Here is a 14,357-nt window from a genome sequence, read left to right as displayed (position 1 = left end):
TCGTCTCTCCGAACTCACGTCTCGAGCGAGACGGTCGTCACCGCCAGCCGCAGGCGGTCCGCGCTGCAGCCGTCCAGCTCGTCCTCGACGCCGTTCCACGCTCGCCGGTAGTCGGTCTCGAGAGTCGACACGGCGACGTTCTCCTCGATTTTGTGCGTTTCACTGCTTCGGTCGGCGACTCGAGCCGTCACCGTCGTTCGCCCGCCGGTACGGACCGTCCGATCGCCCGCTTGGACCCGCACTAGCGAGACCGTCGCGGTCCCGCCGCGACACGACACCGTCGGTCGCGTTCGGAGTCGACTTCCCCGCTCGTCGGCTCGGATCACCGCGCCGCCGTCGTAGGCGACCGTTCCGGCCGCTGACCGGTAGGCGAGTTCCCCCAGTCGGATCGGTTCGCCGACGGGGTCGCCGTCGACCTCGACCGCGACCTCGGTCCCGCCGTCGGCGACGGTCAACTCGCCGTCGCCGGGCGCCACGGCGGCGACGCGTCGCTCGAGACCGCCGTATCGCGCGAGGTCGTCGAGCTCCGCCGCGAGGGTCGTCATCCCCCGTTCGGCCGCGCGGAGCTGCTCGACCTCCCGGTGATCGTCGACGACCCCGAGTCCCGCGACCGACAGGACCCCGACCGCTCCGAGAACGAGCCCGAAGACGAGCACGAACGAGAGCACCTCCGAGACGGCCCTCTCGTCCGATTCCGTCCCGTCCGTTCCCGTTCGGGCGCGGATCACCGCTCGCTCACCTCGAGCGCGATCCGCCCGTCCGCGGCGACGACTTCGAGCGGTCCGCCCGGGACGGTCCCCGCCTCGAGGTCCGCCGCGGTCGAAACCGGGACGACGACCGCGACGTCGAAGCCGTGGGCGTCCAGTCGGAGACAGCCCGTCCCGTCCGCGACCCCATCGCACTCGATCCGAATGGCGACGTCGTACCCGCTTCCCGCGACCGTTCGGGGCGTGCCGACTCGAGCGACGGCCTCGTTCTCGCCGACCGCGATCCGATCCGCGGCCTCGATCTCGCCGGCTAGCTCCTGGCCGACGGTCTCGAGCGAGTGGGGCGCGGTCGACGCCGACCGGTCGCTCGTGCGCTCGAGCAGGCAGTCGATCCCCCGCTCGAGTTCGGCCTCGACGACCGCCTCCTCGCCGGCGTCCGGGCTCGCGGGCGACGAGGTGACTCCGACCGTTCCCGCCGCAGCGACGAATCCGATCGTGATCACCGCCAGTGCGACCGCTCCGAACACCAGGAGCTGCCCCCGGTCGCGGGGCGCTCGACCGGGTCCGCGACCGATCGATCCTACCATACGGTTACGCGCACCTCCACGACGGCGTAGACGGCACCGCTCCCGGCGGTCGGCGCGATCGGATATTCCTGCGTCTCGCGGGCCGTCTCGAGGTCGACGCGGTTCCCGTCCGCGGTCAGGCGGTCGCCCTCGAACAGGGTCACCGCGTAGCTCGCGGTGACGGCCTCGGCCGACGGCGACCCCTGGTCGACGAGCGTCGTCGTCTCGGGACCATCTTCGCGGTGAGTGACAAGTTCGACGTCGTAGTTCCGCCCGCGGTCGGCGAAGCGCGCCTCCAGGATCGCGCCGAGCGCGGATCGGTCGGCGAACGCGTCTACCCCGTAGGTTCGTTCGCCGTCGCCGTCCGCGGACGGACGATCGGTACCGTAGAACGCGCTCCGGCCCGCTTCGGCGCTCCCGTTCCAGGCCGTCGCGTCGGGGTGCCAGTTTCGAACCGTCGCCGAGAGGTCGCTCTCGCCGGCGACGACGAGCGCGTCCCGGGTCTCCTGCTGGAGCTGCGACCGGGGAGTCCGGTCGTCCGTCCCGTGGGACACAAGCGCCGCCGACTGCGCTGCGACCAGCAGCGCCGTCAGCAGAATCGTCGCGGCGACCGCACCCTCGAGGGCGTACGCCTGCCCCCTGTCGGCTCCGGTCACGGGTACACCTCCACGACGAGTCTGTGGGCCGGATCGTCTGCCCCGACCTCGAGTTCGATCGATCCGTCGAGCGAGACGATGCGGGCCGCGCTCGCCGCGGGTCTGCCGTCGGGGGCGGTCGGCTCCGCCTCGAGCGGGACCCCTCCGTCCGCGTGCTCGAGGAGCGATCCGTCGAGTCGTTCGAGGCGGACGCCGACGTCGTCGCCGACTCCCGGCGGACGCCCGGGGTCGTCGCCCTCGAGCGCGGCGACGAATCGCGCGCCGTCGAGTTCGTTGTGCGTCGCGAACTCGGCGAGGAACCGATCCGCGATCCGCTCGGCTCGCTCGCGCTCGGCGTCGGCGGCGTCGGACGGCGCGAGCGTCGGGAGCGCGGCGAAGACGAGCGCGACCGAAAGCAGGAAGATGCCGATCCCGACGGCGAAGTCCTGGGTCGTTTGCGCGCGGTCGTCCGCGGGCTCCACGTCAGACCACCACCGTCCAGCCGACGAGCGCGACCGTCGACAGCCCGAGCGCGTACTTGAGTCCGCTCACCGGCTCGAGGGTGCGGACGTATCCACACAGGAGTCCGGAGACGATCGCCTGCAGCGTTACCGCGTGGAACAACAGGAGGCCGATGACGTCGGCGCGAACGGCGCCGCCGGACGCGGCACCGGCGTTCGACGCCCCGATCTCGCCGAGTCCGGCCCCGGCCACCGAGTCGAGAAACCGCGTCTCGAGGATCGCGATCACGGCGAACACCGTCATGAAGGTCATGACGATGACGACGACCTGCATCCGGGTTCGGGATCTGCGCTCGCGCTCGAGTTCGTCGTGGATTTCGCTCGTCCGGGCGGCGGTCCGGAGGACCGGTGCGATCCGGTTCGACGCGGCCTGGCTCTCCGCGATCAGCCGCGTCGTCCTGGCCAGGCGGGGCGTCGGGTAGGCGTTTGCGAACTCGACGAGCGCCCGCTTCAGGTTCGTTCCGTAGTCGACCTTCCACCGTATCCGCTCGAGCTCCCGGCTCAGCCTGCCGGTTCCGGTCTCGGCGACCGACTCGATCGACTCGAGCAGCGTCAGCCCGGTCTCGTTCGCGCTCGAGAGCTTCCACAGCTCTTCGGAGAGCGTCTCGAGGACGGCTCCGCGGCGGCGGACGTTCCACTCGTGAGCGAGCGCGAGCGGAGCGCCGACGACGTACAACGGGAGGTAGGCGTAGACGGCGGTTCCGTAGAGGGGACGCTCGACCAGCCCGCTCCAGCTCGTCGGCGCCGATCCGCTCGCGACCGCGAGCGCGACGGCGCCAAGCGACGCGGGAACGGTGACCGCGAGCGTGTACGACGGGTTGTCACGGAAGAACAGGTGAGGGCGACGCGCTGCCGTCGCGACTCGACGGATCCGCTCGCGGAACGCGATCCGCTCGAAGACGGCGTACTCCCCGGACCGGTTCGGCGCGTTCGGGCCGAACACGTCCCGTTCGCCGTCCGCGTCGAGGGCGAGCGTTCCCTCGCCCGGGTCGTCGTGTGTAACCGTCGAGATCAGGACGAGAAAGGCAATCCCGATCAGCGGCACCAGTCCGTAGACGGTCAGGTACAACACCTCGCTGGGCACGGCCGCGTTCGGAAGCAGCTGCATGACGACCGTGACGATGAGCAACAGCAGCGGGAACAGCGAAAGGGTCATGTACAGCTCGCCGAACAGCTCGAGGGTTTCGAGCGTGCGCTCCTGTTCGCCCTTCGCGGCTCGCTCGAGTTTTGATCGTTTCTCCTCGAGGAACCGCTCGACGTCGCCCCCGCTGTCGAGGATCGAGAGCAGATCGGTCAGAAACCGGGCGAGGTCGTCGCTGGGCGTCTCACGGGCCCGTCGACGGATCGCGGTTCGGTAGTCGCCGTCGGCGTAGGCCGCCTCCCTGTGGACGGTTCGAAACTCCCGGGCGACCTCGCCGTAGGCGTCGTCGGCCCGCGCCGTCGCCTCGACGATCTCGAGGCGGTTCAGCCCGCCGACCGACAGGGCGTACATAAACGAGACCGCGTCGGGGAGCAGCATGTTGATCTCCCGCCTGCGCCCCGCAGCGCGCGTGTAGGGGATCGCCACCAGCGAGCCGAACCCGGTGAGAAATCCCAGCGTCCCGAACGCGAGCCCGGTCGCCGTCACGAGCGCGGGTACCTTGAGCGTCTCGACGATCGCGACGGCGGTTCGGTTCGGCAGCGAAACGCCGAGGAGCTCGCCAACGCCGACGATCCCGGTCCCGAACAGTCCGTAGCCGACGAGCCCGCCCAGGACCGCCAGACAGAGGCCGGCGACGACGCCGATCCCGATCGCCCGCGAGAGGTAGCGCTCGACGGTGGCGTCGATTCTGGCCTGGGCGAGCTTTCGCTCGAGACGAGCGACGAACCGGCCGTCCTCGGCGAACGCGCGGACGTACACCGGGAGGAACCGATCGCCCAGCGAATCGGCGCTCGGGAGCGACTCGGAACCGCGGCTCATTCCGCAACTCCGCTCCGGTAGCGGTCGAACAGCGACTCCTCGGCCCGCTCGAGCACCGTCGCCGCCGTCCGCGCCGTTCCCGCCGACGGTTCCGGTCGGGAGACGCGGTCCTCGATCGCCGGATCGACGTCGATCGAGACGCTCTCGAGCTCCCTGAGTGCCGGGAGCCGCGCCGCGAGTTCGCCGCCGGCGATCGCCGCGAGGAGCGTGTCGGGCTCGTTCATGTACGCCTGGACGGTCGCGGCGACGTCGGCGTAGCCGTCGATCCCGTTCGCGACGAGGTAGGAGAGCACCACCGTCCGCTCGAACAGTTCCCGCTCGAGGCGGCGCTCGCTCCAGCCGCGGTCGAACGCGATCTCCTCGAGGGTGCTCGAGGCGCCGACCCGTCGAAAGTCGTCGCCGTTGGGCTCCCACCGGTAGACGTCCTCGACGTTGATCTCGTCGCGCTCCGGATCGTAGCTGTTGATCTCGGTCAGCGACCGATTCCGTCGGACCTTGGTGCCGTCGACGCGGGTCTGGGTCTGGACCGCGACCAGGTCCAGCGCGGTGAACATCGTCTTCGAGACGTCGATCGGCGCCGTCGTGAACCGCTTGAGCACCTCGTCGACGGAGTCGGCGTGAAACGTCGTGTGCGTGGTGTGGCCCGTCGACATCACCTGAAACAGCGTCCGCCCCTCCCGGCCGCGAACCTCACCCATCACGATGTGGTCGGGGCGCTGTCGGAGCGTCGCCTCGAGCAGGTCGAACTCGTCGACCGCGTCCGCGCCGTCGTCGGCGAAGGAGGGGCGGGTTACGCTCGCGATCCAGTTGCGCTGTGGCAACTCGAGTTCGCGGGTGTCCTCGATCGAGACGACCTTCGTGCTCGCGGGGATGAACAGCGAGACAGCGTTCAGGCTCGTCGTCTTTCCGGAGGCCGTGCCGCCGGCAAAGAGCAGGCTCTTGCGGTTCTCGATCGCCAGCCACAGTAGCGCCATCTGCTCGATCGAGAAGGTGTTCCAGTTGACGAGGTCGACCGGGGTGAACGGCACGTCGGTGAACTGGCGGATCGTGTAGTTGCTGCCGTGGTCGGAGACCTCCCGGCCGAGCGTGAGCTGGGCGCGTGAGCCGTCGGGCAGCGTCGCGTCGACCTGGGGGCGGCGCTTGCTGATCCCCGCGCCCGAGCGCTGGGCGAGCGAGACGACGAACTCGTCGAGCTCCTCGGTGCCGTGTCGAACGTTCGTGACGAGCTGTTCGTACTCGGCGTGGTAGACGAACACCGGCGACTCGTAGCCGTCACAGGAGACGTCCTCGATCGCGGCGTCGCGTTTGAGCCCGTCAATGCGCTCGTAGCCGACGAAATCCCGCGTCAGATGTACCGTAACTTCTCGATCTGGTACTCGCTCAACGTCTCCGGATCGGCCTCGAGGATCGCCCGTTCGGGACGGACCTCGGCGCCCTCGAGCCCGGCGTCGCCGTCGCGGCCGCCGGCTCCGAGGGCGCTCGCCACCCTGCCGAGCAGTCCACCGCCGTCGGCGGACTCCCGGACGAGGCCGTACCGCTCGAGCAGCTGCCGGAGCTCCGACTCGACGACCGACCGCCGACCGCCGTCGTCGCCCTCGGGGGACTCCCCGTCGGCGTAGGCGATCGACGTCCGCAGCCGCTCGGCGAGAAACGTCCGAAGCTCGCGCTCGATCGCGGTCAGGGACGGTTCGATCAGGTAGTACTTCCGTTCGTTCTCCCGCTCGGAGCGAAAAACGACGACGAAGGCGAACGGCTCGTTCACCCAGTACCGCTCGAGCTCCCGGAGGTGCGGTTTCTCCCCGTCGGGAACGGCGCGCTCGAGGTCGTACCGGCTCGCGACCGTCGGCGTCCCGTCGTCGCGGGAGAAAAACGCCGCCTCGTCGACTCCGTCCCGGACGGAGACGGTTCGATCCCCGACGAGCGCCTCGAGCTCGCGCCCGCTCCGGGCACCCGTCGCGAGTCGGTCCTCGAGAGCGGACCGCGCCTCGCGTCCGCGGCTCGGTCGCTGACCGATCCGTTCGGTACCGTCGGTGTGCATGGCCCGATCCTCGCCGCCCGATAGTACAAAAACTCGCGGCCCGCGAGCGACGCCGCGCCGAACCGAGAGCCACCGTCGCCGCGATCCGTCGGGGTTCTGGTACGGTCGTCAAACCGTTGATCCCTCGAGCGGTCGGTTCAGTTCGTTCGCCGTCGATTACGGGGTTACCAACGAAAACCTAGAGGCAGTGTGGAGAAAACGATGGTGTGTCCTACCGGACTATTGGTACCGAACATAACTACCTCCGCTGTGTTGCTGAACCGCGAACCGAGCTGCGGCGGTCGGTCGCACTCGCTTCTCGAAACGGATGCGGGACGTCGGTTTCGTCGTCGGAAGCGGACTCGCGCTCGGCACGCGGCGGGAGTGACGGGACGCGGCGACTGCGATCGCGTCGGGTCCCGTCTCGAGTTCGTCCTCGCGAGTCGACGACACGTCGCCGCGCTCGGTTCGAGAACGGGCGTGGCGGGAGTGAGCGAACGCCTCGTGTTCGTGTGCGTGACGGGATTCGAACCACGCCGACGTCGCTCACTTCGTTCGCTCGTCGTCTACCTCGAATCCCTTCGCCCGTACACACGGCTCACTGACGTTCGCCGGTGTACGGGCGTGGCGGGATTCGAACCCGCGATCAGAAGGTTAGGAACCTCCTGCCCTCTCCGCTAGGCCACACGCCCCGTCGAAGAACAGCGTTAGTTCGGTTCCGTGTCGGTCTCGTCCTCGGAGGTCACGGGCTCCGTGTCGACGAAGTCGTCGTCGGTATCGCCGAACTCGTCGTCGCCGAGATCGTTGTTCTCGCCGTCGTAGCCCTCGCGCATCTCCTCGAGTTCCGTTTCGACCTTTTCACGCCCCTTCTGGAATTCGCCCATCGCCTCACCGGTCGACCGCGCCAGCTTCGGGATCTTATTCGCCCCGAAGAGCAAGATGGCGATGAAAAGGATGATCAGTAGTTCCGGACCCCCTGGAATAGGGGCAAACAGCGGTGCGATTTCTACCATCTCTATCCGTGGCTTACGGGCTGGCAATTATAACCTTTTTGGACCGGACGGTAAATCCGTCCTCCTGGCGGTCAGAGCGGCGAAACGCACGTCTTGGGGGGAGATACGGTCTCGACGCGGCTGCGGCGAAGACAGTCACTCGAGCCGCGTCGATATCCCTTCTCGAGTCGCTCCCGAGTGACCCTCGGATCGACAGTCGTCTCGCCGCAGTGTACGGGTTCGAGTTCAACCGTCCGGGTTGCCGGTACCTATATATGTAAGAATTACTGATAGTAAGGTAGTGTGATGGGAACGAGGACGACCGCCGACGGCTCGCGATCGCACCAGGACCGACCCGGGACGCGGAAACGGGACGGTGATCGGCGTGGGTGAGTCGATCGTTCTCGAGTGGACGCCGCTGAACGCGTACCGGCGTCGACTGGTCTTCGAACCGCGGGATCTCGGCGGGTGGACCCGAACCGAGGAGGAGCGACGGGACGAGGGGTGGCGAGTCGTGGACCGGGAGGTCGTCACCCACGTCGAACTCGAGAGTTCGGGTTTCGACGGGGATTCGGGCGTAACGACCTATCGCGGTCCGTAGCGGGGACTCGTCTCCCGCGTGGACCGATCGGTTCCCAAACGGCGTCGAACTTCCGCTTCCGGGAGCGAAACTGTCTTTCCGGTCTGGGCGTAAGTCGGGGGCGATGGTAGATACCGGAGACGCTGCGCCCGACTTTACCGCACCGCTCGCGAACGGGGACGTCGACTCCTTTACGCTCTCCGAGCGCCTCGAGGACGAGGCGCCGATCGTCCTCGCCTTTTTCCCCGGCGCGTTCACGGGCGTCTGTACCGACGAGATGTGTACGTTCCAGGACCGGCTCTCGGCGTTCGACGACGTCGACGCGACGGTGTACGGTATCAGCCGCGACACGCCGTTCGCCCAGAACGAGTTCCGCAAGCAAAACGACCTCGAGTTCGGCCTCATCAGCGACCTGAACAAGAAGATCATCGCCGACTACGGCGTGGAGATGGACTTCGCGGACATGGGCGTCTACGGCGTCGCCAAACGCTCCGTGTTCGTCGTCGACGCCGACGGCGAGATCACCTACGCGTGGGTCAGCGACGACCCCGGTGTCGAGCCCGAGTACGCCGAAGTCGAGGACGCCGCTGCCGACGCGGCCTGACCCACCCGTAGTCCTTTTTAAGCCGGACCGCCTCGTGCGGGTATGAGCGATTCTTCGACCGACGAGCAGACGGGTCGTCTCTACGTTCCGACTGCGGACCACCATTTTCCCGACGAGAAGCTCAACCGCGTCCTCGAGTTTATCGATGAGGACGAGGAGATCCAGACCTACCTCGAGGCCCAGAACGTCAACGCCGTCGACCGTATGCGGTACAACGACCACGGCGTGAAACACATCGAGATCGTCCGCAACCGCGCGCTCTGTCTGTACGATCTGTTGAAGGCGGGCGACGTCGAGTTCAACGGTGCCAGCGAACAGGGCCTCGAGGAGGCCGACGAGGCGGTGATCGTCGCGCTGGCGGCGACGCTTCACGACGTCGGCCACGTCGTCCACCGCGACCAGCACGCCTACTACTCGATTCCCCTGGCCGCGGACATCCTCGATCGGGTGCTGCCGGAGTTCTACGACGTCGCCGAAACGGTTCGGATGAGAGGCGAGGTGTTGCACGCGATCCTCTGTCACCACACTGCCGAGACGCCCCTGACCACCGAGGCCGGCGTCATCCGCGTCGCCGACGCGCTGGACATGGAGCGGGGTCGCTCCCGCATCCCCTACGAACAGGGCGGGCGCGGCATCAACACCCTCTCGAGCCAGGCGATCAGTCGCGTCTCCCTGCACGAGGGCGACTCCCGCCCGGTGATGGTCGAAATCGCGATGACCAACGCAGCCGGCGTCTACCAGGTCGACAACCTGCTGAAGGCGAAGCTCCGCGATTCGGGCCTCGAGGACGAGATCCGGATCGTCGCCGTCAACACCAACGAGAACCACGAACAGCTGGTCGAACGGATCGAACTGTAGCGGTCTCAGGCGAGACGGTAGCGGCCGTCGACCCGCTCGACGTAGTCGCGCTCGCGCAGCGTCCGCGCGACCGAGAGGAAGGCTCCTTTCTCGACGCCGAGCGCCGCACAGACCTCGTCGGCGCTCGCGTTCGGCCACTCCCGCAGGTAGAGGTAGATCAGCTTCGCTTGCGCCGAGTCGAAGTCGTCGGGAATCGAAACCGTCGGTCGCGAGTCGAGTCGCATAGTTCACCATCCGTAGTTCGACGATATTAAAACTGAGTATCGTGGATTGTCGAACTACAGACGGTCCGCGAGCGAGTCAGGATCCTTTTCCCGTCACCGCTCGTTTCGGCCGATATGAATATTCAGCTCATCGTTCTCGGCCTGTTGACCGGTGCGCTCACCGGAGCCTTCTTCGCGCTCGTCGACGTTCCGATCCCCGCGCCGCCCGAACTCCCAGGGCTGATGGGTATCGTCGGGATCTACCTCGGCTACAGACTGGTCGAACTGTCGGGGGCGAGCCTGGACGCCCTCGAGTCAATCGGGCTCTAACGTCGACTGTCGAATCCGGCATCGTCAGGGAGCGACGTCCAGCCCGACGGCGAACTCGCGGGCCCGCTCGCGGATCGCCGCGGCGTCGGCGATGACGACCTCGCCGTCGCGCTGGAGGACCTCGCCGTCGACCATCGTGAAGGTCACGTCGTCGCCGTGGGCCGCGAAGGTCAGGTGCGAGAGGACGTCGTGAATCGGCGTCGCGCGCGTGAGGTCGGTCTCGAGGCCGACGATATCGGCCTTCCACCCCGCGCGGAGCTTCCCGACGCGCTCGAAGCCGGCGGCCTCGGCGCCGTTTACCGTCGCCATCTCGAAGACCGTCCGCGCGGGCAAGGCCTGGGGCTCGAGGCGATCGACCTTCTGTAAGAGCGAGGCCTGGCGCATCTCGGTGAACGGATCGAGCGCGTTGTTACACGGCGGCCCGTCGTTGCCCAGCGCGACGTTGATCCCCCGGTCGAGGTAGTCGAGCACCGGAGCGACGCCGCTGGCGAGTTTCATGTTCGAGGACGGGCAGTAGGTCACGTTCGTGCCCGTCTCGGCGAGTACCTTCCGCTCGCTCTCGTCGGTCCAGACGCAGTGGGCCAGCACGACGTCCTCGCCGGTGAGGCCGACCTCGTCGAGCCAGTGGACGTTCCGGCGACCGGTTTCTCTCTCGACGGTCTCGATCTCGCCGCGGTTCTCGCTGGCGTGTGTGTGGATGCGGACGCCGTCGTGGGCATCGGCGAGCTCTCGACTGCCCCGCAGACAGGCCTCGGTACAGCTCACGGCGAAGCGGGGCGTCACCGCGTAGCGGAGCCGTCCGTCCGCCGCGCCGTGGTACCGGTCGATCAGCCGTTCGCTTTCGGCTAAGGCGTCGTCGGTGTCCTCGAGCAGTCCCGCGGGCGCCTCCTTGTCCATCAACACCTTCCCGAGTCGACCGCGGACGCCGAGTTCGCAGGCGGCCTCGAACGCTTCGTCGGCGTGGGCGACCGAGAGGTGATCGATGCAGGTCGTCGTCCCGCTCTCGATCAACTCGAGGTAGCCCAACTCGGCGGCTGCGCGCATCTCCTCGGCCGAGAGTTCGGCCTCCATCGGCAGCACGTACTCGAACAGCCAGTCCAGCAACTCGGTGTCGTCGGCGATCCCGCGCCCGAGACTCTGGACCGAGTGGACGTGGGCGCCGACCGTTCCGGGCATGAGCACGTCACACGAGTGGCGCTCGTGGTCCGGATACGTCTCGAGACACCGCTCCCGTTCCCCGACGTCGACGATCTCGTCGTCCTCGACGACGACTGCACCGTCCTCGATAACGGTGTCGGCGTCGGCGACGACGGTTCCCGACAGCAACATTCCCTCTCTCGGTAACCGATCCAGCGGCTTATCTCTGTGGATGTTTCGCCGCGCGGGCGCTCTCGTCGCTCAGGAGGATCGCAACCGCATCGAAGCCCTCGAGAACACCCACGCGAAGCAGATCAGCCCGGTGAACGTGATGTAGGCGACGCCGAACGGTACCACGATTACCGGCAGGGAGTCGGCGAACAGGTAGCCCGCGAGGACCAGCGCCGGAACGAGAACGAGGTGCAATCGGACGAATCGCTCGAGTCCCATTACCTGAACCAACGGACGAGCGAACGTATAGCCCTGCTGGTCTCGATTCGAAGCGAAAACGGACGGTTCGGTCAGTAGCTGCGCTCTTTGGGCTCGTAGGTTTTGTCCTGGCCCTCGAGGATGACGGGCCGGTAGAAGATCGACGGCTCGCCGTCGTCCCACGAGATCAGCGTGTGCTTGAGCCACTCGTCGTCGCGTCGCTCCTGGTTTTCCTGGCGCCAGTGGGCGCCGCGGAACTCGTTGCGCACCAGGGCGCCGAGCGCGATCGTCTCGGCGACGTCGATCAGGTTTCGCGTCTCGTAGGTCTGCTGGAGATCGGTGTTGAAGGTGCGGGAGGGGTCGTCGACGTAGACGTCCTGGTACTCCTGGCGACACTCCCGGATCACGCGCAGCGCCTTCTCGATTCCGTCCCTGGTGCGGAAGACGTTGACGTAGTCGGTCATCGCCTGCTGGAGCTTCGCGCGGATCTGGGCGTGCTGGACGCCGTCATCTTTGTCCATCAGGTGATCGACGCGGGCCCGCTCGCGCTCGACGGCGCGCTCGAGGAGGCCGTCGGCCTCGGCCGCGACTCCACCGTCGGCGGCGACGCCGCTCGTGGTGTCGATGCCGGCGCTCCCGGGCGTCACCGGGAGGTCGGCGTCCTCGTCCTCGACGTCGTCGCCGTACCCCGTTCGGATCTTGGCCTCGCCCAGGTCCTCGCCCGCGGCGTGGCGACCCGCGCGCTTGCCGAAGACGATCAGTTCGGGCAGGGCGTTCCCGCCTAGCCGGTTGCCGCCGTGGACGGAGACGCAGGCACACTCGCCGGCCGCGTAGAGGCCGTTGATGTTGGTCTGACCGTTCTCGTCGACGTCGATCCCGCCCATCGCGTAGTGCTGGCCGGGCTTGACCGGCATCGGCTCGACGAGCCCGTCGACGCCCTCGAAGTCCTCCGCGAGGTGCAGAATGTTCTCGAGGCGATCTAGGATACGCTCCTCGCCGAGGTGGCGCATGTCGAGGTGGACGTACTCGTCGTCGACGCCCCGTCCCTCGCCGACCTCGGTGAGCTCGGCGCGGGCGACGACGTCGCGGGAGGCGAGTTCGCCGGAGTTGTTCGCGTAGCCGTGCTCGAACATGAACCGTTCGCCCTTGGCGTTATAGAGGATCCCGCCCTCGCCGCGGACCCCTTCGGAGATCAGAACGCCCGTCGACGGCAGCGACGTGGGGTGGAACTGGATGAACTCCATGTCCTCGAGCGGCGCGCCGGCGCGGTAGGCCATGGCGTGGCCGTCGCCGGTACACGAGACGGCGTTCGTGGTGTGATCGAACGCCTGGCCGGGACCGCCGGTCGCGAGGACGACCCCGCTGTTGGCCTTGAATCCCTGGACGTTGCCCGACTGGACGTCGTAGGCGACGACGCCGTGACAGGAGCGGTCGTTGGGGTCGGCGGCGTCGTCGGTGACGAGGTTCATCACGTACCACTCGTCGTACACCTGAATCCCCCGTTTGACGACCTGCTCGTACATCGTATGCAGCAGGTGGTGGCCGGTTTCGGCCCCGGCGTAGGTCGTCCGGGGGTAGGAGAGGCCGCCGAACGGACGCTGGGAGACCCGTCCGTCCTCCTCGCGCGAGAAGGGCATCCCCCAGTGCTCGAGCTGGATCGTCTCCTCGGGAGCGTCCTGGGCCAGGGTCTCGACGGCGGGGGCGTCGGCCAGGTAGTCCGACCCCTTCATCGTGTCGTAGGCGTGGAGTTCCCAGTCGTCGCCCTCCTGGAGGGCGGCGTTGATCCCGCCCTCGGCCGCGCCGGTGTGGCTGCGGACCGGGTGGAGTTTCGAGACGATCGCCGTGTCGGCGCCCGCCTCGTGCGCTGCGATTGCGGCCCGGAGGCCGGCGCCGCCGGCGCCGACCACGATAACGTCGTGTTCGTACATCTTACCAGAACTTCAGGTTCTTCTTGACTGCCTCCCGCTTGAGCTCCTGAATGTGCTCGGTCAGGGGGATGTCCTTCGGACACACCTCGGTACAGGAGAACTGGGTCTGGCACCGCCAGACGCCGTGTTCCTGCTCCAAGATGCGGAGTCGGTGCTCCTTGATCTCCGCGCCCTCGCGGTCGTCCATCGCGAACTTGTAGGCCTTGTTGATCGCCGCCGGCCCCAGGTACTGGTTGTCGCCGGCCGCGATGTTACAGCTGGACATGCAGGCGCCACACCAGATACACCGCGAGGACATCTTGATCTTCTCGCGGTTCTCGGGGCTCTGACGCTGTTCCTCGAGGTCGCTCGTGGCCGGGGTGTCCTCGTCCTGGAAGTACGGCTCGACGGCGTGCATCTGGTCGTAGAAGTGGTCCATGTCGACGACCAGGTCCTTGACGACCTCCTGGTGGGGCAGCGGCTCGACCCGGACCGGCTGCTCGAGTTCGGAGATCTGGGTCTTACAACCCAGGCGCTGTCGGCCGTTGACGAAGAAGGCGTCGGAGCCACAGACGGCCTGCCGACAGGAGTGTCGGAAGGTGAGCGAGGAGTCGAACTCGTCGCGGGCGTACATCACCGCGTCGAGGACAGTCATCCCCTTCTCGAAGGGGACGTAGAAGTCGTCGAACCGGGGCTCCTGTTTGCCCTCGACTTCGGGGTCGTAGCGGAACACCTTGAGGTGTACCGTCTCCCCCTCGACGTCTGACTCGTCGACGGCCTCGTCCTGAGCGAGCCCCTGTTCTTTCTGCTTGAGTCGCTCCTGCTGTGGCGACTCGGCGCCCCGCATCTCGGGGTCTTCCGGTGCTTCCTGCGATTCGGGTTCTTTCGGTTGTTCCTGTTGCGTACTCATG

General features: G+C 67.5%; 15 protein-coding genes, 1 tRNA gene and 1 pseudogene. 4 read left to right on the top strand and 13 right to left on the bottom strand.

The genetic code is table 11. The features are described 5' to 3' along the window. Nucleotides 1–14: 14 nt before the first annotated feature. The 8 genes and pseudogenes from GWG54_RS08680 to tatA form a co-directional block, all read right to left on the bottom strand. Entirely contained in the window at nt 15–728 is a 714-nt protein-coding gene (locus tag GWG54_RS08680) for a hypothetical protein (protein ID WP_167937403.1), read from the bottom strand. Next, nucleotides 725–1,294 (bottom strand): hypothetical protein, encoded by a 570-nt coding sequence (locus GWG54_RS08675; protein ID WP_167937402.1) that lies wholly within the window; start codon nt 1,292–1,294, stop codon nt 725–727. Before GWG54_RS08675 ends, GWG54_RS08680 begins: the two co-directional genes overlap by 4 nt. After that, nucleotides 1,288–1,929 (bottom strand): hypothetical protein, encoded by a 642-nt coding sequence (locus tag GWG54_RS08670; protein WP_167937401.1) that lies wholly within the window; start codon nt 1,927–1,929, stop codon nt 1,288–1,290. The genes GWG54_RS08675 and GWG54_RS08670 overlap by 7 nt, the downstream gene beginning before the upstream one ends. Beyond that, on the bottom strand, nt 1,926–2,390 hold the full coding sequence (locus GWG54_RS08665) for a hypothetical protein (protein ID WP_167937400.1): 465 nt from the start codon (nt 2,388–2,390) through the stop codon (nt 1,926–1,928). The genes GWG54_RS08670 and GWG54_RS08665 overlap by 4 nt, the downstream gene beginning before the upstream one ends. A gap of 1 nt (nt 2,391) precedes the next feature. Next, nucleotides 2,392–4,389 carry a type II secretion system F family protein gene (locus tag GWG54_RS08660; RefSeq protein ID WP_167937399.1) on the bottom strand — a complete coding sequence of 666 codons (1,998 nt, stop codon included), beginning with the start codon at nt 4,387–4,389 and terminating at the stop codon, nt 2,392–2,394. Next, nucleotides 4,386–6,427: pseudogene (locus GWG54_RS08655) on the bottom strand (type II/IV secretion system ATPase subunit). Before GWG54_RS08655 ends, GWG54_RS08660 begins: the two are co-directional and overlap by 4 nt. A gap of 598 nt (nt 6,428–7,025) precedes the next feature. Further along, a tRNA-Arg gene (locus GWG54_RS08650) sits at nt 7,026–7,098 on the bottom strand. A gap of 15 nt (nt 7,099–7,113) precedes the next feature. After that, complete coding sequence (gene tatA / locus GWG54_RS08645; RefSeq protein WP_167937398.1) at nt 7,114–7,419, bottom strand: twin-arginine translocase TatA/TatE family subunit; 306 nt, start codon at nt 7,417–7,419, stop codon at nt 7,114–7,116. A 364-nt stretch (nt 7,420–7,783) separates the two neighbouring features. On the opposite strand from tatA, the gene GWG54_RS08640 reads away from it, so the two are divergent. From GWG54_RS08640 to GWG54_RS08630, 3 genes are all read left to right on the top strand, one after another. Continuing rightward, on the top strand, nt 7,784–7,999 hold the full coding sequence (locus tag GWG54_RS08640) for a hypothetical protein (RefSeq protein WP_312854265.1): 216 nt from the start codon (nt 7,784–7,786) through the stop codon (nt 7,997–7,999). Between the two features lie 103 nt (nt 8,000–8,102). Continuing rightward, a complete protein-coding gene (locus tag GWG54_RS08635; protein WP_167937396.1) occupies nt 8,103–8,582 on the top strand; it encodes a redoxin domain-containing protein in 480 nt (159 codons plus the stop codon). A 42-nt stretch (nt 8,583–8,624) separates the two neighbouring features. Then, nucleotides 8,625–9,440 carry an HD domain-containing protein gene (locus tag GWG54_RS08630; RefSeq protein ID WP_167937395.1) on the top strand — a complete coding sequence of 272 codons (816 nt, stop codon included), beginning with the start codon at nt 8,625–8,627 and terminating at the stop codon, nt 9,438–9,440. A gap of 5 nt (nt 9,441–9,445) precedes the next feature. Here GWG54_RS08630 and GWG54_RS08625 read toward each other — a convergent pair whose 3' ends face one another. Continuing rightward, the gene (locus GWG54_RS08625; RefSeq protein ID WP_008426277.1) at nt 9,446–9,664 is read right to left on the bottom strand and encodes a hypothetical protein; all 219 of its coding nucleotides are present in this window, start codon (nt 9,662–9,664) and stop codon (nt 9,446–9,448) included. Between the two features lie 114 nt (nt 9,665–9,778). On the opposite strand from GWG54_RS08625, the gene GWG54_RS08620 reads away from it, so the two are divergent. Then, nucleotides 9,779–9,973, top strand: a complete 195-nt coding sequence (locus tag GWG54_RS08620; RefSeq protein ID WP_167937394.1) for a XapX domain-containing protein — start codon at nt 9,779–9,781, stop codon at nt 9,971–9,973. 24 nt (nt 9,974–9,997) lie between these two features. Here the strand turns inward: GWG54_RS08620 and GWG54_RS08615 are convergent, their stop codons facing one another. The 4 genes from GWG54_RS08615 to GWG54_RS08600 all read right to left on the bottom strand — a co-directional run bounded on the left by GWG54_RS08615 (nt 9,998) and on the right by GWG54_RS08600 (nt 14,356). Beyond that, entirely contained in the window at nt 9,998–11,302 is a 1,305-nt protein-coding gene (locus GWG54_RS08615; protein WP_167937393.1) for a 5'-deoxyadenosine deaminase, read from the bottom strand. Between the two features lie 69 nt (nt 11,303–11,371). Beyond that, entirely contained in the window at nt 11,372–11,560 is a 189-nt protein-coding gene (locus GWG54_RS08610; RefSeq protein WP_167937392.1) for a hypothetical protein, read from the bottom strand. 71 nt (nt 11,561–11,631) lie between these two features. Next, entirely contained in the window at nt 11,632–13,467 is a 1,836-nt protein-coding gene (locus tag GWG54_RS08605) for an FAD-binding protein (RefSeq protein ID WP_167937391.1), read from the bottom strand. 1 nt (nt 13,468) lies between these two features. After that, the gene (locus GWG54_RS08600) at nt 13,469–14,356 is read right to left on the bottom strand and encodes a succinate dehydrogenase/fumarate reductase iron-sulfur subunit (protein WP_167937390.1); all 888 of its coding nucleotides are present in this window, start codon (nt 14,354–14,356) and stop codon (nt 13,469–13,471) included. Nucleotide 14,357 lies beyond the last annotated feature (1 nt).

This window comes from Natronococcus sp. JC468 (assembly GCF_012163165.1).
GTDB classification, from domain to species: Archaea; Halobacteriota; Halobacteria; order Halobacteriales; family Natrialbaceae; genus Natronococcus; species Natronococcus jeotgali.
This window is presented reverse-complemented; position numbering and strand designations above follow the sequence as displayed.

What these genes read in the sequence shown, in the direction of transcription:
- GWG54_RS08600 (WP_167937390.1), bottom strand. Translation starts at nt 14,356, where the DNA reads ATGAGTACGCAACAGGAACAACCGAAAGAACCCGAATCGCAGGAAGCA.
- GWG54_RS08630 (WP_167937395.1), top strand. Translation starts at nt 8,625, where the DNA reads ATGAGCGATTCTTCGACCGACGAGCAGACGGGTCGTCTCTACGTTCCG.
- GWG54_RS08605 (WP_167937391.1), bottom strand. Translation starts at nt 13,467, where the DNA reads ATGTACGAACACGACGTTATCGTGGTCGGCGCCGGCGGCGCCGGCCTC.
- GWG54_RS08615 (WP_167937393.1), bottom strand. Translation starts at nt 11,302, where the DNA reads ATGTTGCTGTCGGGAACCGTCGTCGCCGACGCCGACACCGTTATCGAG.
- tatA (WP_167937398.1), bottom strand. Translation starts at nt 7,419, where the DNA reads ATGGTAGAAATCGCACCGCTGTTTGCCCCTATTCCAGGGGGTCCGGAA.
- GWG54_RS08635 (WP_167937396.1), top strand. Translation starts at nt 8,103, where the DNA reads ATGGTAGATACCGGAGACGCTGCGCCCGACTTTACCGCACCGCTCGCG.
- GWG54_RS08620 (WP_167937394.1), top strand. Translation starts at nt 9,779, where the DNA reads ATGAATATTCAGCTCATCGTTCTCGGCCTGTTGACCGGTGCGCTCACC.
- GWG54_RS08610 (WP_167937392.1), bottom strand. Translation starts at nt 11,560, where the DNA reads ATGGGACTCGAGCGATTCGTCCGATTGCACCTCGTTCTCGTTCCGGCG.
- GWG54_RS08625 (WP_008426277.1), bottom strand. Translation starts at nt 9,664, where the DNA reads ATGCGACTCGACTCGCGACCGACGGTTTCGATTCCCGACGACTTCGAC.
- GWG54_RS08675 (WP_167937402.1), bottom strand. Translation starts at nt 1,294, where the DNA reads ATGGTAGGATCGATCGGTCGCGGACCCGGTCGAGCGCCCCGCGACCGG.
- GWG54_RS08660 (WP_167937399.1), bottom strand. Translation starts at nt 4,389, where the DNA reads ATGAGCCGCGGTTCCGAGTCGCTCCCGAGCGCCGATTCGCTGGGCGAT.